This window comes from Streptomyces sp. S.PB5 (genome assembly GCF_030403745.1).
Classification (GTDB): Bacteria; Actinomycetota; Actinomycetes; order Streptomycetales; family Streptomycetaceae; genus Streptomyces.
The window spans coordinates 65,659-83,174 of record NZ_JAQMWP010000012.1 but is presented as its reverse complement, the minus strand read 5'-3'; the positions used below and the strand labels follow the sequence as shown (position 1 = coordinate 83,174).

The following is a 17,516-nucleotide window of genomic DNA, read 5'->3' as shown; positions in this document are numbered from 1 at the left end:
AGCCGTCGACGTAGCGCGCCCCATTAACTCCTTTTCGCTGGATCTCATGGAAAAGATGCCTGGAAAAGATGCATACCTGCGCCAGGGTACCCAACCAGGCGCGTGAGGTCCAATACATCACGGGCACCTCGAAATCTGAAAATAATTCGAGCATATCCATTGATGTTTCCTGTCGAGCTGCCCGGCGCCAAAAATTCACCGGTCACCCGTCCTGGCTTAACCGCCGGCATGCAAAATGTCGCAATGCATGATTCGACGACCGATGCATTCCTCAGGGAAATCCTGCGAGCCGCCAATGCGGTCCGGGCCAGGCACCGTGCATCTCCCCTGCGACTGAACGACGACCTCATCCGCTACGCGAAATCCAGAGTCCGGGAGGTCTCCCAGGGAATGGGGCCGGACAAGGTGGTCCGCCGGAAGACCAGTGAAGTTCTCTACTGGGGCAGCACCGGCCTGCGGCTCTCGGAAGCCGCCGATGCCCGCGGGGCCGTCGACCGGTGGTACGCGGAGGTGACGGAATACGATTTCGATCACCCTGGCTTCAGCCCTCGTACGGGACACTTCACACAGCTCGTCTGGCAGGGGAGCACACACATCGGTGCGGCGCGGGCGATCGGCGGGACGCCCGGGAAGTACGAGACGTACATCGCCGTGGAGTTCGAGAAGGCCGGGAACATCGACGGGGAATTCGAGCAGAACGTGTCCCCCGCGTCACACATGACGCGCGGCGCACCGTGGTCACGCCTCTGTCCGTGGTGATCGGGAACACCGGAACAACGGGAACACCGCAGGTGGCGGGGGTCTGCACAGTCCGCCCAGCCGGCCAGGAGACGGACCTTCGGCGGGAACACCGACGGCTGTCGCGTCATCCTTCGCCGCTTCGGACCTCCTTTCGTGCGTGAGAGGCGTCCGGGCAGCGGGCGCCGCGGTGTCAGAAAGGCCCGACTGTGCACCCGAATCCGACATCTCGTCGCCCCGGAGAGCAGGTGAGTGTGCTTCCCGCAGGAGGGCGACCGCCTGTGCCGGTCCTCGGTCTCGGAGCATCAAGGCCGTCGCAGCCCCACTACTTCCGGTACGCCCTCGCCGCGGCCCTGCTCCTCGCCGCGGGTGCGCTCTTCGCATTCAACGAATGGTTCCGGTCGGTCGAGGCCGCGTTGGGCGAGCATGTCCTCGGGGTGGTGACCACCGGAACCACGAGCCTGAACTGGAACGAGGCGGTGGCCTTCTTCGGTCTCGGCACCCGGCACGCGATGGGCCTCCAGATCACGGCCGGATGCAGCTCGGCGATGCTGATCATTCCGCTGCTCATGGTGGGCGCCGGATTCATGCTCAGCCGCCGTTCCACCGTTTCGCGCATCCTGGCGGGAACGGGCGTCGGCGCGGCGGTACTCGTCGCGACGAACCAGCTGCGCTTCGGTCTGATCGCCGTCTTCTCCCAGAAGTGGGGTTATGAGGGTTTCGGCTGGGCGCACACCGTGGTCGGCTCTGTCATCAGTCTGGTGGGAGTGGCCGCCTCGGTGAGCGTCCTGCTGCTGGTCGCCATGCGACGGCGACAAGGGCGTGGCCGGCTGAGCGGAGTGCTGCTGTGACGCAGTTCCAGGAGAGCGGCTTCGTCGGTCTGGCGATGGCCCTCGCACTCATCATCAACGGCGCCTTCACCCTCTATGTGCTGCTGCTGGTCATCGCGTATCTGCGGGCGAAGCCCCAACCGCCGGGCCGTGCACGGGACTTCGTCTGGCACTTCTTCATCCCGTGCCGGGACGAGGAGAGCGTCATCGGTGACACCCTGCGCTATCTCCGCGAGCAGTATCCCGATGTGCACCTGTGGGTCATCGACGACGACTCCGACGACGGGACTGCGGCCATCGTGCGCGGCCATGCCGAGCGTTCGCCGTTCGTGCATCTGGTGCAGCGGCGCCGCCCGGACGCCCGTACGGGCAAGAGTCATGCACTGAACGCCGCCTATCGGGCGCTCGACGGATGGCTGCCGCCCGACGCGGACCGCACCTCGGTCGTCGTGGCCGTCTTCGACGCAGACGCGCGTCCGTCCGCCAATGTACTCGACGTGTGCGCAGGACCGACGCTGTTCGGTGATCCGCAGATGGGCGCGGTGCAGATCGAGGTCCGGATGGTCAACCGGAACGTCCGCAAGCCGGTGCCGGACGGCACCTCGTCGCAGAACTGGTTCGGCCGCACGCTCGTCCGGTTGCAGGACATCGAGTTCCGGGCGGCGATCTCCGCCATCCAGCTGTCGCGGCGGACCACCAAGAGCGTGTGCATGGGCGGGAACGGCCAGTTCAGCCGGATGAACTCACTGGACGAGCTCGCCGGCCGCGAACGGGCGCCCTGGCGTGGCTCGTTGCTGGAGGACTTCGAGCTCGGCCTGCACATCATGCTGGCCGGCTACCGCACGGGCTACGCCACCGAGGCCTGGGTGGACCAGGAAGCGCTGCACAGCCTGCCCCGCTTCGTGACGCAGCGGACCCGTTGGTGCCAGGGCACCATGCAGTGCATGCGCTACCTGTCCAAAACGTGGCGCTCGCCGTATCTCTCCAACGCCGGCGTCATCGAGATTTCGTACTACCTGATCCAGCCCTGGCTGTGGCTGGTGGGAACGGTGACCTACCCGCTGCCGATCCTGATCTTCCTCAACAACCTGCTGCTGTATCCCGAGGAGACCATGCGCTTCCTGTCGGCGGGCGGGGCCGTCCTGTTCGCGTTCTATCTGTTCTTCGGCATCGCGCAGTTCGCGATCTGGGGCTATCTGTACCACCGGCGCTGTGAACCCTCGCAGGGACTGCTCCGGTGTATCGGCTGGGGCATCGCCTACGCCGCGATGATCTACCTCTTCTACGTCATCGCCTGGCGCGCGTTCGGGCGGTTGCTGAGCGGGCGCGTCGGCTGGGCCAAGACCCGCCGCAACGCCGAGGTCATCGTCACCGGGCCAGTCGCCAAGGAGGCCTGACATGCGAAAATCCGCTTCCCTGCTGGGTGCTGCCGGGCTTGTGCTGCTGACGGGCTGTGGGGCGAGCGTCGACTCGGCCGCGCCGGCGGTGCCGACGGTCATGCAGACGGTGGGCACCTGTCACACCTTCCGCATCCCGCAGGAGATGGTCCAGCCCAGCGACATCGCGCCGCCGGTGCCCTGCGACCGGCCACACCGCAGCGAGACCTTCCAGGTGCTCACCGTCGGCGGACCGCTCGCCACCTGGCCGACGCGCCCCGAGCCGGAGCAGCTCCAGGAATACGTCAAGAACCTGTGCAGCGCCGACGAACTCAGGCAGTACCTGGGCGGCGGGCCCAGGGACACCGTCGCCTTCTCGGTCTGGGTCAGATTCCCGACCCGGGCGGAATGGGCCGGTGGCGTGCGGACCATGCGCTGCGAGGCCGTGCCGCCGGTCCAGAAGCCCGAGGCGGGCCCGCTCATGGCCGTCCCGGCCCGTGATGTGCTGCGGAGGACGGACTCCGCGGCGGTGCGCAACTGCGAACACGGCACCGAGGTCGTCACCTGCGACCGGCCGCACGACCGCGAGGAGGTCAACGCCTGGCTCGACCTCAAGGAGGGCGCGTATCCCGAGAACGTCCAGGCGGCCGCCGCCGACGTGTGCCGGCCGTTCGTGGAGGAGTTCGTGGGAGTCAGGCTCAAGAGCGCGCCGGCCCTCACCATCAAGGCCAGGACACCGACCGAGAACGAGTGGGCGGGCGGCACGAGAACGGTGAGGTGCGGAGTCGGCCCGGCCGAGACAGGCGCGACGATCACCGGCACACTGAGCGCCACCGCGAAGGGGCAGGCATGAGCACGTATGACGCACGCGCGGCCTTGGGCAGGGCGGCCGTACGCCTTCGGCTGGTCGGCGAGCCCGACCGGCGCTCGGTGCGCACGGCGGCCGCGGCCGCGGGTGCCGTCTGGACGGTCGTGATGCTGCTCCGTCTGCTGCTGGGCGGGGTGGTCGGGATGGGCGACAACGGGGATGCAGTCCGACTGCTGTGCCCGCTCGGGGTGGTGAGCGATCATCCGTGGAACGGCGAGCCGTCGGCGCATGTCTACCCGACGTGGGTCGCGCACGACTGGTATGGGGAGACCTGCGGAGCCCAGGGTTCGGGCGAGCAGTACTACTCCTCGCAGCAGCTGGTGCTGGCGCTGGCCAAGACCCTGACACCGCTGCTCGGTCTGCCGGGCGCGCTCGACCTCCGCGCGGCCGGACTGCTGCTCACCCTCGCCTTCGGCGCCATCATCGCCCTGCTGGTTGTGCTGCTGCCCGGGCCGCTGTGGCTCCGGCTCGCGGTGACCGCAGGCTTCGGTCTGATCATGTGCGACTCCGCCTTCGCGGGCTTCTTCATCTCGCCCTTCAGCGAACCGGGCGCTCTGGTCGGTCTGTTGCTGCTCTGTCCGGCTCTGCTCCTGCTGTGGCGGCGCCCGGACTCGCCTGTCGGCGGGATCGTGCTGACCACGGTCGCCGTGCTCTTCACCATCACGGCCAAGCCTCAGATGATCTCGCTGCTGCCGGTGGCCGTTGTGGCACTGCTCTGGTTCCCGAGCGCGTCCCGGAAGGGCAAGCGTCCGGTGCCCGCCAGGGGCAGCGGTCCACGCCTGCGGCTCGGGCGTTGGCTGGCGGTGCGCTGGCCCGCGTTGATCGCCTGTGTCGTGCTGTGCGGTGTCACTGCCGGATTCGCCGCGACGCAGCCCAAGCGCCTCAACCTCCTGGTCTGGTACGACGCGGTGTTCGTCGAGATGCTGCCGAACAGCCCGGATCCAGAAGGGGACTTGCGGGCCCTCGGAGCCGATCCCCGGCTGGTCTCCGCCACGAACAGCAGGATGACGGATGCCAACTCGGCCGCCAGAACGCCGTACTGGAGCGACTATCAGCAGAACGTCACGCCGGCCAAGATCGTGCTGCATTTCCTGAAGAATCCCAGCCGTGTGGTCAACATGGGGGCACGCGGAGTTCAGGCGGTGAGCCATCCGACCCTCGGCCACCTCGGTTCCTATCCGCCCCACTCCGGCCATTCGGCCTATGCCAAGGAGAGCCGGATCACGGTGGTGACCAGGGTCTTCGACGGCTTCCGGGCGGTGCCGGCGCTGATTCCGTTGCTGTGGCTCGGAACGATCACGCTCGGGGCCACGCTTGCCAGCAGGACCTGGGCCCGCCGGTCGGCCAGGGCGGTCGGCAGGATGACGGTGTGCGTCGTGCTCGCGCTTCTCCTGCAGTTCTGGACTGTCGTGCTGACGGAGGGAGCGTCGGACCTCTACAAGCACATGATCTTCACTGACTATCTGACGGCCCTGTGCATGCCGCTCGCCGCGCTCTGCTTCTGGCTGCTGTACCGCAGGGAGCACGCAGTGGCGCCCGCTCAGGCACAGGCCGGGTGACGACGCGGCGGTGCCGGGTGGAGTGCGGTCCACCCGGCACCGTCGTTCGGTTCACGGGCGCTTGTTGCGGTGCTTCAGCGACGAGGACCGCAGCAGCAGGGCGCCGACCACACCCAGGACGAGCGCCAGCACAAGGAAGATCTCCGCCTGCCCGACGCCCGTCGCGGCGAGTGCTCCACCTCCCCCGACGACGCCTCCGATGCCTTTGCCGATGCCGGGGCCTCCATACATGACGACTCTCCCTCGCTGGTGTGGCCACTAACAAGACAGACGTCCCATCGGCACGGAGATGACGCGTGGAACAAGGCGGTTGCCGCACAGCGGAATTGCCGGTCCGACAGGGTGAAGTTTTCCATCGATATCGGATTTACCGAGTCACACCCACCTATCTCATCCCTCTAGCCACAAAAGCGAGGAAAACACGCGACATCGCGGATCGCTGAAATGCCGTACGAGCGGAGGGATTTGCCGTGTCCGACATCAGTTCGCCTTCTGATGAGCAACAAGCGTCACACACCGCGACCGAGCGCGGTCGCCGAGCCCGGCGCATCATCCTGGCCGGCACCGCGGCAGCCTGCGCCGCCGGGGCCATCAGCACATCGTTCTCTCCGCCCAAGACGAGTGCCGTGTACCCGCCCGGCATGTATGCCGGCACCGGGCCCACCGCCGCCGCGCCGGACGCGGCCCCCGGTGCCCCGCGTCCCAAGCCCGAGAAACGTTCGACCAAAGACGACACCGAACGGAAAAAGGGACCGCTCGCGAAGGCCGTCGCGGCCGCGCCGCCCGCCGGTGTCACTACGGCCGGCATCCCGGCGCTGGCGCTCGACGCCTACCGTCGTGCCGCCGAGGAACAGGCGGTCCGGACACCGGGCTGCCATCTGCCGTGGACACTCCTCGCCGCCATCGGCCACACCGAGTCCAACCATGCGCGGGGCGGGGCCCTGACCGACGAGGGCTTCACAACATCCCCGATTCTGGGGCCCGTTCTGAACGGCGGTCCTTTCGCCGCGCTGCGCGACTCCGACGGCGGCGAGCTCGACGGCGACACCATCTGGGACCGCGCGGTGGGGCCCATGCAGTTCATTCCGTCCACGTGGAAGCGCTGGGGCACCACCACGCGACCCACTCTCGTCGCCGATCCGAACAACATCTTCGACGCCAGCACGACGGCGGCCGCCTATCTGTGCGCCGGCAACCGCGATCTCGACGATCCCGTGCAACGGCGCCGGGCCGTCCTCAGTTACAACCCCTCGCAGGACTATCTCCGGGACGTCCTGGCGTGGAACTCCGCCTACGCCTCCGGGCAGTCGACCATGACCGTGGCCACCGCCGGTGCCGGTGCCGGTGCCGGTGGCGGTGGCGCCGCCGACGCCGTTCACCGCAGCGGCGAGCCCGTGCGGCCCATGCCGAACGGCACGGTGGTGAGCGCCGTCCTTCCGCGGAGCACCCCTGGCGGCAGGCACCTTCCCCGTCCGGCCGGAAGTGCGAGGAGCACACCGGCGAGGGCGGCGTCACCCACCGTTCCCCAGCAGCTCCCGCCGCCGAAGGACACCGTCACGACCCCCGCTCCGGCGCCCTCCGCCCCGCACCCGGCCGCCACGCCGCAGCCGGACGAGACACCCGCCCCCCGGCCGGGCGGTGTACGGCCTGCGCTGCCGCAGCCACGCCCCGACGTACCTACGGCCACGCCTTCCCGGCGCGCCACTCCGGTCTCCCTCACCAGGGGGGTGACGACACAACTCACCGGGCTCCTGCGTCAGGTGGGAGGAATTCTCGGCTGACACCCGGCACCGCGTGCCTGCCGGAAGGCGTGAAAACACCCGGACGGCAGACATCGCGGTCGCCGCCCGTCCCGTTGACCCAACCATGAATTCCCTGTCGGACACCCGGACCCCGATCTACGACGCCCTGTACACACAGTGGCGCGCGAACTTCCGTGCCGTACCCGGCGAGCGAGGACCGGAGGACTCCTGGAGCGCGCCCTCCTTTCGGAACGACACATCCACGTACCTGCCGCACGCCGTGGGGCCACTCGCAGCGGTGCCACGGCCGCTGCCCGCCCGCAACGGCCTCTCCTTACCCTCTCGTTCGGTCTCCCCTGCCCAACTCCTGGGCCCGTCCCATTCCTTGGAGAATCGGTGAAGTTCCACGAGCGAGCTGTTCGTGAGCTGATCGAAGCCTTGGTTCCCTCCCGTAGCGAGAGCCTGACCACGGCGACCCGACTGGTCGAGTTCATGAGCGGCCACCATGCGTTCAGCGTGCTCGGGGTCAGTGACGTGTGGCTCTCGTCGGACGGCTACGGCATCTTCCGCCTGGAGATCAACATCCAAGGGTGGGGCGTCTATCAGTCGGTGACCCTGTCCGAGAAGTCCGCTCCCTGGCTGCAGGCGCCGCGGGCCGGGGGCGAGTTCGATCTGCGGGCGGCGGCCGAGCACATCTACGGGATCGTCGCGCGGCTCGTCGAGTCCGTGGGCGCGGACGCGGAGGAGTACCTGTACGACGCGATCGCGACCTATCGCGTCGAGGTCTCTCGTCCCGAGGGAGTGACGACCCTGCTCGCGGGGCCCAGGCCGAAGGACGCGCTCGTCACCGCGATGGGCGCGCTGAGCATGGCTGCTGCCGAACTCGGTCTCGACTACGTGCCGACCGAAGCACGGCACCGGCTGGAGGAGCACGGCGTGTGCGGCGTCGGCCCGCTCACCGTCACGATCAGGTACCGCGCCACTGTCGATCCGGCGCCGACGCTGAGGCGACGGCCTGTGGTGGCCGCGCTGGACCGGTTCCTCGGCTGACGTCCGGTGCCAAGTGGTCAGGCGGACTCGGGCCCGGCGACGCCGAGTTCGTAGGCCACTTCCCAGCGGACGTCGGGGACGACGATGTCGGCGGTCTCCACCGGGCGGCCGTCACCGTCGTAGTACGTCCGCTCGATGACGAGGACCAGGTCGCCCAGGCCGATGCCGAGCAGGTCGGCCTGCTCCTGGGTGGCGCGGGCGGGCCGCGGCACCTCCACTGCACAGGCGATGCCGATGTCCTTCAGCCTGATGCGCTCGGCCACTCCCGGGCCGCCTCCCGGGCCACGGAGGGATCGCCTCTGGAGCGGCACTCTGGGCGGCCTGCCGGTGATCGCCAAGGGTTCCCAGCTGACGGAGAGCTGGGAGGGCAGGCCGTCCGTCAGGAGTTCGTAGGTCGTACGCACGCACAGGTCCCCGGCCTCGATACCGAGGCGCCGGGCGATGAAGTCCGGGGCGGGCGTACGGGTCCGGGTGCGCGCCCTCCAGTCACCGGAGTCCTCGAACTCGGCCGTGCCGGCCGGAAGAGGGGCGCTGCCGTCGGACCGCCTGGACCGCGTCATCCGGCGTCGTTCGCGGGGTTTGGTCACATAGGTGCCGGACCCGGCACGCCCCTCCAGGAGTCCCTCGACGATCAGGCGTTCCTGCGCCTTCTGCATCACGTTGGGGTTGACGCCGTACTCCTCGGCCATCCGAGCACGCGAGGGCAGCTTCGTGCCCACGGACCATTCGCCCGCGCCCAGTCGGCGGCGCAGGTCGTCGGCGACCAGTTGGTGCTGCGGCGGGTCGTCGTGCCCCATGTGAACACTCCGTTACTCGGTCGGCGGCTTGCAGGATGCCGGGTTTGAGTCTCCGTCACCGAGCTAATGCATTAGAACTGTGCCGCGACGTCCGGCATATGCGGAGAGGATGTGCGAGGTGTTCCTCACCGTTCGCTCGCCGCTCACTCACTGACAAGACCTCAGGAGTCCACGGAATGATGCGTCTCGCCTCCCCCTCCCCCACGTCATGGCAGGCCACGGCGGGCAGCGTCCCGGACCGCACTCCAGTCGCGCTCTACACAAGCAGCCAGGACTCCGGGGCCGCGACCCGGGCGCTGTCGGCACTTCGTGGCTTCGCCGTCCGACAGGGCTGGAGAGTCGTGCACGAGGCGTACGACCTGGCGCCGCCCGTTTCGCCCCCGCAGCACCGCGTCGGGTGGCGCACCACCAGACGTCTGCTGGCCACCGGTACGGCCGTCGGCCTCGTCGTCCCCTCCGAGCACGAGATCGCAGAGCATCTCGGGGACCGGACCGCGCTGCGGACTTGGCTGCTGAGCATTCCCGCCTTCGCCGTGTTTCCGGACGGTCGCACCGGACCGCACACGCCCGACGAGCACCCGTGGCACCGCTCCTACGCCCTGCAGCCGGTGAGCGTGCGCCGGGCTCGCGAGGATGCCCAGGCCCATCTGACCTTACAGACCTGGCCCGGAGACATCGCGGCCGCGGTCGAGGTCCTCGCACGACTGGCGTACAACGCAGTGGTGCACGCCCGGCCCGTCGATGAGGCGGACGCGCGGATGCATGTGCGTGTGAGCATGGCGGAGCCGGACACCCTGCTGCTTGAGGTGGAGGATCCACAGCCCGGCTTCCGGGACAGCGCGGCCGCCATAGCCGGAGTGAAGGGCAACGGGCTGCGGGAAGCACGGCTCCTCGGTGCCGAGGTGAGTTGGCAGCCGCTCGCCGACGGCCGCGGCAAAACCGTTCGGGCCCGCTTGGCAGTCGACCGGACACTCGTATGAGGTCAGGCGTGCCGGTCAGGGGGTGTCCGGCCCGGTCACGACGGGGCCCTGTTCTGCGTCCACCGGAGCCGTCACAGGAAGCAATGAGGCGCCCGCGAGCAGTGCGCAGCAGACGGCGAGAGCGGGCACGACGACGAGCGGACGCCTGCGGGACGCCCTGACCGGCTGCTCGACCAGGGCGTAACTGGCCGCGGCCAGCACCAGAGTCGCGGCGGTGGCGATGACGGCGCGGGCACCGTGGGACGTTCCGGGGAACTCGGTGCCGAGGAAGACCCAGACCGGCCAGTGCCAGAGATAGATGGCGTAGCTGCGCCGGCCCGTCCACTGCAGGGAAGCCGAGCGCAGGAAGCGGGAGAGCGGGTCGGCGGGCGTGCGCGCGAGGAAGCTGACGACAACGGCGGCGGCCAGGCCGGCGACCGGAAGCTGCCACGCGTACAGGGCCGCCGAGTCGATGTCGGCCGTGGTCCACAAAGCCCCCAGAACCGCGACGGAGACAGCGGCGAGCCACCCGGTCGGCCGGGGCGGCCGGAGCGCGACGACGGCACCGAGGAGGAGGGCGCCGGCCCTGGTGTCCGTGCCGAGGTAGGCACGGTCGGACGCGCCCGGGAGGTACCAGTGGTGGGCCAGGGCATAGCCGGCGACGGCCATAGCGAGCGCGGCGGCGGCGAGGACACGGCGTGAGGCCTTCGCGGGCAGGACGGCGAGTGCTCCGGCCAGGACGAGCGGCCACAGCAGGTAGAACTGCTCCTCGACGGCGAGGGACCACAGGTGGTTGAGGGGGGCGACCTCCGGACCGACGGCCCAGTAGCCGACGTCGGCGGTGATCGCGTACCAGTTGGAGACATAGGTGAGGGCCGCGAGGGTCTGCCCGTTCACGGTGGTGCGCAGACCGGGCGGGTCCTGGAGCAGCATCCACGTCTGGACGGCCGCCACCGTCAGGAGGACCGCGGGAAGCAGGCGCTTGGCGCGGCGGAACCAGAAGTCGGACTGCGGGGGGCGGGGATTGAGCTCCCGACGGGCGAGCAGCAGCCGGGTGATCACGAATCCGGAGATCACGAAGAACAGGTCCACCCCGAGGAACCCGCCGGGCAGGCCCAGTTCGAAGTGGAAGACGAGGACACCGAGCACGGCCAGCGCTCGCAGGCCGTCGATCGAAGGGATGCGGGTGGTGCCCCCGGGAGCACCACCAGCGGTCGGCCGTTCCGGCAGGGCTCGCGGTGAGGTGTTCTCCGCGGCCGTCGTCGATTTCGCAGCTAAGTTCATGGATTGCACGATTTCGAGACGCTATAAGGCCGCCGGGCGACCGTCTGGTTGGACACGCCACAGGTGACCGGGTCGGGTCAGACCAGTCCGGTGACCTTGACCTGGACCTGGACCTGGACCCGCGTCCCGTCCCCGGCCGCGATGCGCACCGCCCGCTGCACGGCGGCACGTACCGCGCGCGTCACATCGACGGCACGATGACCGCGCCACAGGACGACACCGACCTCGACCGCGAGGGACCCGGGGGCACTGCCGCGCCGGAGGCGCACCGCGGATCTGCTCCGCTTCCTCTCGAACGCCATCCGATCCGTCACGCGGGCCGCGGCGGTGGCGCGCAGCAGTCCGCCGAGGCCGGGCCGCAGAAACGCCACACCGGAGACGCCGATGACCGCTTCCGCGATCCGGTCCGTCAGCTCCGCGAGGTTTCCGTCCACCATCACCTGGGTCCTCCCTTCGCCGGGTCCTCGTCGTCGAGGACGTCGGTGACCGTCACGTCCACCGAGCCGACCGCCATGCCCAGCTGGTCGTCGGCCGCCGCGAGCACCCGCTCCCGGACCTGCTCGGCGACCTGCCGGAGGTTGACCGTCATGGCGACGGCGACCTCGATGCGCACCGTCACCGGGCCGCGTGCGCGCGATCCGGTGACCGCCGGATCCTGGGGGGCGACGCGACAGCTGCTCGCCCGGACGCCTGGCAGCGAGTCGGCCGCGGCGCGGAACACCTTCGCGGCCGCGGCCTCCACGATCCAGTCGTCCTCGGCCGGGGTGCCGAGCGGCAGCGTCCTGCCAGGACGCAGTTCGAGGCGTACGACATCCATCACGCGCTCGACGAGTGCGCCACCGTCGTCCTGGGCCGGCTCGTCCGCCCGTGCCTGGCGTACGACGTCCTCGAGCGCGTCGAGTTCGTGCAGCGCGGCGGAGCAGTGGGGGCAAGCGCGCGTATGCGGGTCGACCGGTCCTTCCTCCCACTGGCGCCACACGTCCGCCAGCTCGCGGCCGCAGGGCAGCCGATCGTCGCCGGGCACGCCTTCGCCGCCCGCCCCGTCGGGCGTGCCGGAGTTCGGGTCCGCGTTCATTGCCATGCGACCATCGCCTCCGTCAGCTGGCGTCGTGCGCGGAAGACGCGTCCACGGACAGCCTCCTGGCTGATTCCGACCAGGTCCGCCACAGCGTCGTACGGTAACCCGTTCAGTTCTCTCAGCACCCAGCACACCCGCTGCTCCGGGGAGAGGACAGTCATCGCCTTCGACAGCGCCTCGACGGCGGCGTGTGCCTCCGCCGCGCGTGCCGGGGAGACCTGGTGGTCGGGGGCCGCGGGCTCGGGCACCGCATCCAGGGCGGCCGCGGGACGGCGGGCTCGCAGCACGTTCAGGCACCGGTTGGTGACGATGCGGTACATCCAGGTGCCGAACGCGGAGTCCCCGCGGAACTCCGGAAGTTTCCGCCATGCGCTGACGAAGGCCTCCTGTACGGCGTCCTCCGCCTCGGTCCTGCTGCCGAGCAGCCGGGTGGCCAGTTGCAGCAGCTTGGGTCCGTGGTGGCGTACCAATGCCTCGAAGGCCTCCTCGTCGCCCTCGCCGGCCCGTACGGCCAGCAGGTCGTCCTCATGCCGTCGGCCGTCGTCAGCGGCGTCCGGCGGCACATCACGGTGCCCCGGCACTGGTGGTCTCCTCTCGTCCGGCCAATTCCCCGTCCGCCCCTCCCCTCCCGTCCGACACGGCAGGCCTCTCACTCGTTACGCGGAACATATGACGCGTATGGGAAAAATCCTTGCCACGGCGTAATGAATCGGCTTCAGACGTGTCGAAGTAGGTGACCGCGCGCAGAGCAATCAATCCAGGAGGCACACCGATGACGAGTCAGGAGCCGCATCCGGCGCTGGCGGCCGACGGCGACCTGAAACCGGCCTACGGCATCGCGGCCGTCTCCGCGGACACCGGCGAGACCGGGGAGGCACGGGGCAGGACGACCATCGCCGACGTGGTGGTCGTCAAGATCGCCGGCATGGCGGCCCGCGAGATCCCCGGTGTGCACGACATGGGTGCCGGTCTGTCCCGCACGATCGGCGCGGTCCGCGACCGGGTGCCGGGCGGCCGGCCGAACGTGGGGCGCGGAGTGAAGGCCGAGGTCGGTGAGCGGCAGGCCGCCGTCGACCTCGACCTGGTCGTCGAGTACGGGGTGCCCATCCCCGAGGTCGCCCGCGAGGTGCGGGAGAACGTGATCTCCGCCGTCGAGCGCATCACCGGGCTCGACGTCGTCGAGGTGAACGTGGCCATCGACGACGTACACCTGCCGGGAGACGACGTGAGCGCCTCGGCGGACTCACGCGTGGAGTGAGCCGCAGTGGCGGTCATGAGCGAAAGCGAGGAGCACGGTGAGTAGAGCCGAAGCGGGTCTGTCAGCGGGCCTGGCTCTGGGATTCGCCGCCCGGTTCGGCGGCTTCACGGCGTTCCTGCTGGTGGCCGCGCTGGGCGCGGTGGGCTGGCTGGTGGGCCGCCTCGTCGACAACGGGACCGGTCCGGCGGAGTTCTTCGGGCGCCGTGACGGCGACCGGGACGGGCCCGACCAAGAGAGGCTGCGGTGAACGTGTCCGAGGCTGTGGGGGCACGGGGCAGGACGACAGTCTCCGACCGGGCGGTGAGCCGTATCGCCGAGCGGGCCGCCGCCGAGGCCCTGCCTCCGGGGGAGGCCGTAGCCGTCAGCGCGGCGGCGACGACGCGCGGCGGCCGGGCTGCGGTATCCGTCGAACTCACGCTCCCCTACCGGGCCGCGGTGGGGGATGCCGGGGACCGGGTGCAGCGGTACGTGGCCGAACGCACGGCCGCGCTCACCGGCCTCGCGGTCGCGGATCCACGCGTTGTGGTGCGCGGCCTGACCCCGCGCGCCGGGTCCCGGCCGGATACGGCGGCACCGGATGCGGGTGGGCTCGACGGCCGGGCGCGGCGGTTGTGGTCGGAGCGCCGACCGCCCGCGTCGGCGGCGGCGCTGCTGGGCCTCGCGGCCTGTGCGGCGACGCTGTACGACATCGTGTGCGTGCATGTCTTGGGACGTCCGCCCGCCTCCTGGCGGTCCCGTCTGCTCACCTGGCTGACCACGCACGGTCCTGGCGATGTCACCTTGGCACTGGGCACGGCCATCGCCGTGCTCGGCGTCGGATCGGTGCTGCTCGCCCTCACCCCCGGCCGACGCCGCCTGCTCCCGATGAGCACGACCGAGCGGGGCGTACGCGCGGCCCTCGACCGGACGGCCGCCAAGAGGCTGTTGCGCGACGCCGTGTCGGACGTGTCCGGGGTCTCCCCCGTGCGGGTACGTGTCGGACGCCGTCGGGCGCGGATTCGGGCCGTCGTCGAGTTCGGCGACCGCGACACCGCGCACCGAAGGGTGGTGACGGTGGCTCATGAAGCCCTCACCGCTTGCGGGTTGGGGCGCACGCCACGCCTGCGGGTCCGCTTGCGTACCGCACCGCGCGCCGGACGAGAAGTGCTGTGAGCCGACTGCGCAACGGTGTCAACAGGGCCGCACTGGTCTGCGCCGGCGTTCCCCTGACGGTGGCGGGCATCTGGCTCTCGCTCACCGATGCCCTCGGTCGCGGCCGACTGCCGTCGTGGTGGCCGCCGTTCGGCTCCGGTCGGGTGTGGGTGGATCGCGGCGCCCTGGCCCGCTGGCGCGACCACGGCTGGTGGACACCGACGATGGTCGTCGCGCTGGGTGTCGCGGCGGTTCTCTGTCTGTGCTGGTGCGCACTGCAGGCTCGTCGTGGCCGGGTCCGTGCCGCGCCGCTGGGCCGGGCCGGAGTCACCCTGTCCGGCGCCGCTCTCGCCCAGGCCCTGGCGCATCAGACCCGGACCGTGCCCGGAGTGGCACAGGCACGCGTCCTGCTCATCGGTCGTCCGGGTCGGCTACGGGTCCGTGTCGATGTCGTCCTGGCGGCGCACGCCTCACCCGCGGCAGTGCTGTCGTACTTCAACACGCGCACACTGGCAGAGGCGCGCGAGGTGATCGCCCCGCAGCGCCTCGACGCGGAGCTACGCCTCCGGACCCGCCGGCATCGGTTCCGCCGCGTCCGCTGACGCTGATCTTGCGACAGGGTAATAACACTGAACCATGTCCCTCGAAAGCTGGATGTCTTGCCCCGCATGACGATCGTTAGGTGACCATGGTCTCGAATAAATCGTTTGCGGCTGTGGAACATTGGTCGGCTTCGCCCGGGAACGAGCCGGAGTGGCTCGACCCGATCGGTGGCCGCCAACACCTCCAGCATTACGCAAGTCTGCTTGAAAGCCTGCTCGGCGAGAAGCGGCGAGCGGAGCTCCGCACTCCGGACACAGAGGTCCGGAAATCCTCGGCAGGGTAGGAAGGAACAGTCATGGACGAGTTCCGGATCAGGGCTGATCCGTATGGCACTCATGAGAATCAGGGCATTGGATATGAGGCGCCACCGGCCCACTACTGCGCGCAATGCGACACACTTCAGTCACATCACTGCGCCCCCGACAAACCCCTGGCCGGAGGGGACTGGGACCCTGATGCGGAGCTCTCTCAGATGCTCACGATGGAATCCGGCACGGGTCCGCTCTACTCGCCGCCGGTCGGGCGCACACCGCACCGGCCCCCGGCCGAGTATCGGGAGAACCAGCCGAGATACCGCACCCACGCCGGCAAACGACGCATCAGACCGACCACCGTCCTGATCACGGCAATCGTCGCGTGCACCATGAGCATGCTGGGCTGGTCCATTTCCTATTCCTACGATCAACTTCACACCGTCGCCGCCCTGTTCATGCCGGACACCCTGGCGCGATGGTGGCCATGGATGCTGTACGGGCCCTGGCTGGCGGCCGGAATGTCCATCATGCGCGCCGCCCTCCAGCACCGGACCGCCCGCTGGTCCTGGACCGTCATCGTGACCGCTTCGGTCGGCGCGGTGGCCCTCTGCGTCGGGAACTCCTCGAAATCCCTTCTCATGATGGCCGTCGCCGGAATTCCACCCCTCACCGCGCTGGCCTGCTTCCAGGAGCTCGTCAGCCAATTCGCGCAGCAATATCGCCCGCAGCACGCCATGAACAGCACAAGACGCTCCAAGCGCGCCTGACGATGGCCTCCCGCCGAGCGGTGCGGCCGGGCGCGCCACCGGATTCCTGACCCCGGGACGGGTGGCGCGTCGACGAGGAACTCCTGGCGTCGTTCACCGCTGTTCCCGTTACCGGAGCGCGGCAGTCCTGATTCCTTCCGCGGGACGCGTGAGCAGAACCCCGCTCCGGTAACGGGAACAGCGGAACAACGGGAACACGCCAGGTCAGGTCATACATGGCCCCGACGGCCCCGACCCCCGACACGTGGCGGTCAGGGGGAACAGACCCGAATGCGATGTGGAGGACGACCGTGGACGTCATGGTCAAACAGGCGGCCCGTGCTCGGCTCGCCGCCATTCTCAACCAGCAGATCTCGATCCCCGTCACACTGCGCTACGACTCCGCCGACCCGCTGGCCGTCCACATCGACTTCCCCGGCCTGGTTTCCCGTGATGGAAAAGAGATGACCTGGTCCTTCGCCCGCGAGTTACTCGCCAACGGGCTGCGCCACCCGACGGGCATGGGCGATGTGCACATCTGGCCCAGCGGCCGCGCCCATACGGTCATGGAATTCCAGACCCCCGAAGGCAGGGCCTCGGCCACGTTCGACACACCCGCCCTCCATCGCTTCCTGCTGCGTTCGTACAGGGTGGTCGAGCAGGGCACGGAGGTCTTGGGGCCGGCGCTCGAACGGCATCTGACCGCCCTGCTGGACGAGGTCTGACAGGGTCGGTTCCCCTCCGTGCGGCGGAGCGGAGGGGAAAGGCACACCTTCTTTGTGGGGCCTGACCTCGAATGTTCCCGTTGTTCCGCTGTTCCCGTCGGAGGAAGCCGAGGTGTGCCACCGTGATGTTCGGCGCACAGAGCTCGACAGCCCGGAGGCATGGCGCCTCCGGGCTGTCGAATTCAGAGCGGTGCCCACCGAGCCAACGGCACCGCACGTGCTCCCCGACCCAGCCCTCTCCGGTCACCAGGCCAAAGAAACCCATTCTTCCGCCATCAGTTCAGAATCCGGCACACGCCAGCATTGATGTACGTCCGAATACAATTCACGACACTCTTGATCCGGCAAGGCGGATGTACCGGGCCGAATGAATTGAGCACCGAAAAGATTCAACTCATCGAGAATATCATGCACCCACGTCTCCTTCCGAAGCCCTCAGATACTCATCCTGCATTCGGCTGATCTCCACGAAAAAATTCTCCAGCAGATCCGAGCAGTACGCGAGAGGACGCTGTGCC

General features: G+C 69.3%; 21 protein-coding genes. 14 read left to right on the top strand and 7 right to left on the bottom strand.

The features are described from left to right. The first annotated feature begins 243 nt into the window (after positions 1-243). The 5 genes from PH203_RS29770 to PH203_RS29750 all read left to right on the top strand — a co-directional run bounded on the left by PH203_RS29770 (position 244) and on the right by PH203_RS29750 (position 5,371). Entirely contained in the window at positions 244-759 is a 516-nt protein-coding gene (locus PH203_RS29770; RefSeq protein ID WP_289923759.1) for a CAP domain-containing protein, read from the top strand. 260 nt (positions 760-1,019) lie between these two features. After that, the gene (locus PH203_RS29765; RefSeq protein WP_289923756.1) at positions 1,020-1,589 is read left to right on the top strand and encodes an archaeosortase/exosortase family protein; all 570 of its coding nucleotides are present in this window, start codon (positions 1,020-1,022) and stop codon (positions 1,587-1,589) included. After that, positions 1,586-2,965, top strand: coding sequence for a glycosyltransferase family 2 protein (locus tag PH203_RS29760; RefSeq protein ID WP_289923754.1), 1,380 nt, complete (start codon positions 1,586-1,588; stop codon positions 2,963-2,965). The genes PH203_RS29765 and PH203_RS29760 overlap by 4 nt, the downstream gene beginning before the upstream one ends. A gap of 1 nt (position 2,966) precedes the next feature. Beyond that, complete coding sequence (locus PH203_RS29755) at positions 2,967-3,797, top strand: septum formation family protein (protein WP_289923753.1); 831 nt, start codon at positions 2,967-2,969, stop codon at positions 3,795-3,797. Continuing rightward, complete coding sequence (locus tag PH203_RS29750; protein ID WP_289923752.1) at positions 3,794-5,371, top strand: hypothetical protein; 1,578 nt, start codon at positions 3,794-3,796, stop codon at positions 5,369-5,371. Before PH203_RS29755 ends, PH203_RS29750 begins: the two co-directional genes overlap by 4 nt. A 51-nt stretch (positions 5,372-5,422) precedes the next feature. On the opposite strand, the gene PH203_RS29745 is transcribed toward PH203_RS29750, so the two are convergent. Further along, positions 5,423-5,602, bottom strand: a complete 180-nt coding sequence (locus PH203_RS29745; protein WP_289923751.1) for a hypothetical protein — start codon at positions 5,600-5,602, stop codon at positions 5,423-5,425. A 410-nt stretch (positions 5,603-6,012) separates the two neighbouring features. On the opposite strand from PH203_RS29745, the gene PH203_RS29740 reads away from it, so the two are divergent. Both PH203_RS29740 and PH203_RS29735 read left to right on the top strand, forming a co-directional pair. After that, positions 6,013-7,152, top strand: coding sequence for a hypothetical protein (locus PH203_RS29740; protein WP_289923749.1), 1,140 nt, complete (start codon positions 6,013-6,015; stop codon positions 7,150-7,152). Positions 7,153-7,551: 399 nt separating this feature from the next. Then, a complete protein-coding gene (locus PH203_RS29735) occupies positions 7,552-8,163 on the top strand; it encodes a hypothetical protein (RefSeq protein ID WP_289923748.1) in 612 nt (203 codons plus the stop codon). Positions 8,164-8,180: 17 nt separating this feature from the next. On the opposite strand, the gene PH203_RS29730 is transcribed toward PH203_RS29735, so the two are convergent. After that, on the bottom strand, positions 8,181-8,960 hold the full coding sequence (locus PH203_RS29730) for a GntR family transcriptional regulator (RefSeq protein ID WP_289923747.1): 780 nt from the start codon (positions 8,958-8,960) through the stop codon (positions 8,181-8,183). Between the two features lie 176 nt (positions 8,961-9,136). Here PH203_RS29730 and PH203_RS29725 point away from each other — a divergent pair, with 176 nt between their 5' ends. Then, positions 9,137-9,940 carry an ATP-binding protein gene (locus PH203_RS29725; RefSeq protein WP_289923746.1) on the top strand — a complete coding sequence of 268 codons (804 nt, stop codon included), beginning with the start codon at positions 9,137-9,139 and terminating at the stop codon, positions 9,938-9,940. A 15-nt stretch (positions 9,941-9,955) separates the two neighbouring features. Here the strand turns inward: PH203_RS29725 and PH203_RS29720 are convergent, their stop codons facing one another. From PH203_RS29720 to PH203_RS29705, 4 genes are all read right to left on the bottom strand, one after another. Further along, positions 9,956-11,203, bottom strand: coding sequence for an acyltransferase (locus tag PH203_RS29720; RefSeq protein ID WP_289923745.1), 1,248 nt, complete (start codon positions 11,201-11,203; stop codon positions 9,956-9,958). 77 nt (positions 11,204-11,280) lie between these two features. Beyond that, positions 11,281-11,640 carry an Asp23/Gls24 family envelope stress response protein gene (locus tag PH203_RS29715; protein ID WP_289923743.1) on the bottom strand — a complete coding sequence of 120 codons (360 nt, stop codon included), beginning with the start codon at positions 11,638-11,640 and terminating at the stop codon, positions 11,281-11,283. Further along, a complete protein-coding gene (locus PH203_RS29710; protein WP_289923741.1) occupies positions 11,640-12,284 on the bottom strand; it encodes an Asp23/Gls24 family envelope stress response protein in 645 nt (214 codons plus the stop codon). The genes PH203_RS29715 and PH203_RS29710 overlap by 1 nt, the downstream gene beginning before the upstream one ends. Next, a complete protein-coding gene (locus tag PH203_RS29705) occupies positions 12,275-12,862 on the bottom strand; it encodes an RNA polymerase sigma factor (protein WP_289923740.1) in 588 nt (195 codons plus the stop codon). The genes PH203_RS29710 and PH203_RS29705 overlap by 10 nt, the downstream gene beginning before the upstream one ends. Before the next feature lie 191 nt (positions 12,863-13,053). Between PH203_RS29705 and PH203_RS29700 the strand changes: the two genes are divergently transcribed. The 6 genes from PH203_RS29700 to PH203_RS29675 all read left to right on the top strand — a co-directional run bounded on the left by PH203_RS29700 (position 13,054) and on the right by PH203_RS29675 (position 16,998). Further along, on the top strand, positions 13,054-13,539 hold the full coding sequence (locus PH203_RS29700) for an Asp23/Gls24 family envelope stress response protein (protein ID WP_289923739.1): 486 nt from the start codon (positions 13,054-13,056) through the stop codon (positions 13,537-13,539). 37 nt (positions 13,540-13,576) lie between these two features. Further along, positions 13,577-13,786: a hypothetical protein gene (locus PH203_RS29695; protein ID WP_289923738.1), complete on the top strand. Its 210-nt coding sequence runs from the start codon at positions 13,577-13,579 to the stop codon at positions 13,784-13,786. Beyond that, positions 13,783-14,691: a DUF6286 domain-containing protein gene (locus tag PH203_RS29690; protein WP_289923737.1), complete on the top strand. Its 909-nt coding sequence runs from the start codon at positions 13,783-13,785 to the stop codon at positions 14,689-14,691. Before PH203_RS29695 ends, PH203_RS29690 begins: the two co-directional genes overlap by 4 nt. Continuing rightward, positions 14,688-15,272 (top strand): alkaline shock response membrane anchor protein AmaP, encoded by a 585-nt coding sequence (locus tag PH203_RS29685; protein ID WP_289923736.1) that lies wholly within the window; start codon positions 14,688-14,690, stop codon positions 15,270-15,272. The genes PH203_RS29690 and PH203_RS29685 overlap by 4 nt, the downstream gene beginning before the upstream one ends. A gap of 296 nt (positions 15,273-15,568) precedes the next feature. Further along, positions 15,569-16,294: a DUF2637 domain-containing protein gene (locus tag PH203_RS29680; RefSeq protein WP_289923735.1), complete on the top strand. Its 726-nt coding sequence runs from the start codon at positions 15,569-15,571 to the stop codon at positions 16,292-16,294. 299 nt (positions 16,295-16,593) lie between these two features. Then, positions 16,594-16,998 (top strand): SsgA family sporulation/cell division regulator, encoded by a 405-nt coding sequence (locus tag PH203_RS29675; protein ID WP_354671280.1) that lies wholly within the window; start codon positions 16,594-16,596, stop codon positions 16,996-16,998. Positions 16,999-17,241: 243 nt separating this feature from the next. On the opposite strand, the gene PH203_RS29670 is transcribed toward PH203_RS29675, so the two are convergent. Beyond that, positions 17,242-17,412, bottom strand: coding sequence for a hypothetical protein (locus tag PH203_RS29670; RefSeq protein WP_289923733.1), 171 nt, complete (start codon positions 17,410-17,412; stop codon positions 17,242-17,244). Positions 17,413-17,516: the final 104 nt, after the last annotated feature.

Excerpts from the sequence above, each read along its gene's own strand:
- PH203_RS29770 (WP_289923759.1), top strand. The coding sequence starts at position 244 with ATGCATGATTCGACGACCGATGCATTCCTCAGGGAAATCCTGCGAGCC.
- PH203_RS29755 (WP_289923753.1), top strand. The coding sequence starts at position 2,967 with ATGCGAAAATCCGCTTCCCTGCTGGGTGCTGCCGGGCTTGTGCTGCTG.
- PH203_RS29750 (WP_289923752.1), top strand. The coding sequence starts at position 3,794 with ATGAGCACGTATGACGCACGCGCGGCCTTGGGCAGGGCGGCCGTACGC.
- PH203_RS29745 (WP_289923751.1), bottom strand. The coding sequence starts at position 5,602 with ATGTATGGAGGCCCCGGCATCGGCAAAGGCATCGGAGGCGTCGTCGGG.
- PH203_RS29740 (WP_289923749.1), top strand. The coding sequence starts at position 6,013 with ATGTATGCCGGCACCGGGCCCACCGCCGCCGCGCCGGACGCGGCCCCC.
- PH203_RS29730 (WP_289923747.1), bottom strand. The coding sequence starts at position 8,960 with ATGGGGCACGACGACCCGCCGCAGCACCAACTGGTCGCCGACGACCTG.
- PH203_RS29725 (WP_289923746.1), top strand. The coding sequence starts at position 9,137 with ATGATGCGTCTCGCCTCCCCCTCCCCCACGTCATGGCAGGCCACGGCG.
- PH203_RS29720 (WP_289923745.1), bottom strand. The coding sequence starts at position 11,203 with ATGAACTTAGCTGCGAAATCGACGACGGCCGCGGAGAACACCTCACCG.
- PH203_RS29715 (WP_289923743.1), bottom strand. The coding sequence starts at position 11,640 with ATGGTGGACGGAAACCTCGCGGAGCTGACGGACCGGATCGCGGAAGCG.
- PH203_RS29710 (WP_289923741.1), bottom strand. The coding sequence starts at position 12,284 with ATGGCAATGAACGCGGACCCGAACTCCGGCACGCCCGACGGGGCGGGC.
- PH203_RS29700 (WP_289923739.1), top strand. The coding sequence starts at position 13,054 with ATGACGAGTCAGGAGCCGCATCCGGCGCTGGCGGCCGACGGCGACCTG.
- PH203_RS29680 (WP_289923735.1), top strand. The coding sequence starts at position 15,569 with ATGGACGAGTTCCGGATCAGGGCTGATCCGTATGGCACTCATGAGAAT.
- PH203_RS29675 (WP_354671280.1), top strand. The coding sequence starts at position 16,594 with ATGGTCAAACAGGCGGCCCGTGCTCGGCTCGCCGCCATTCTCAACCAG.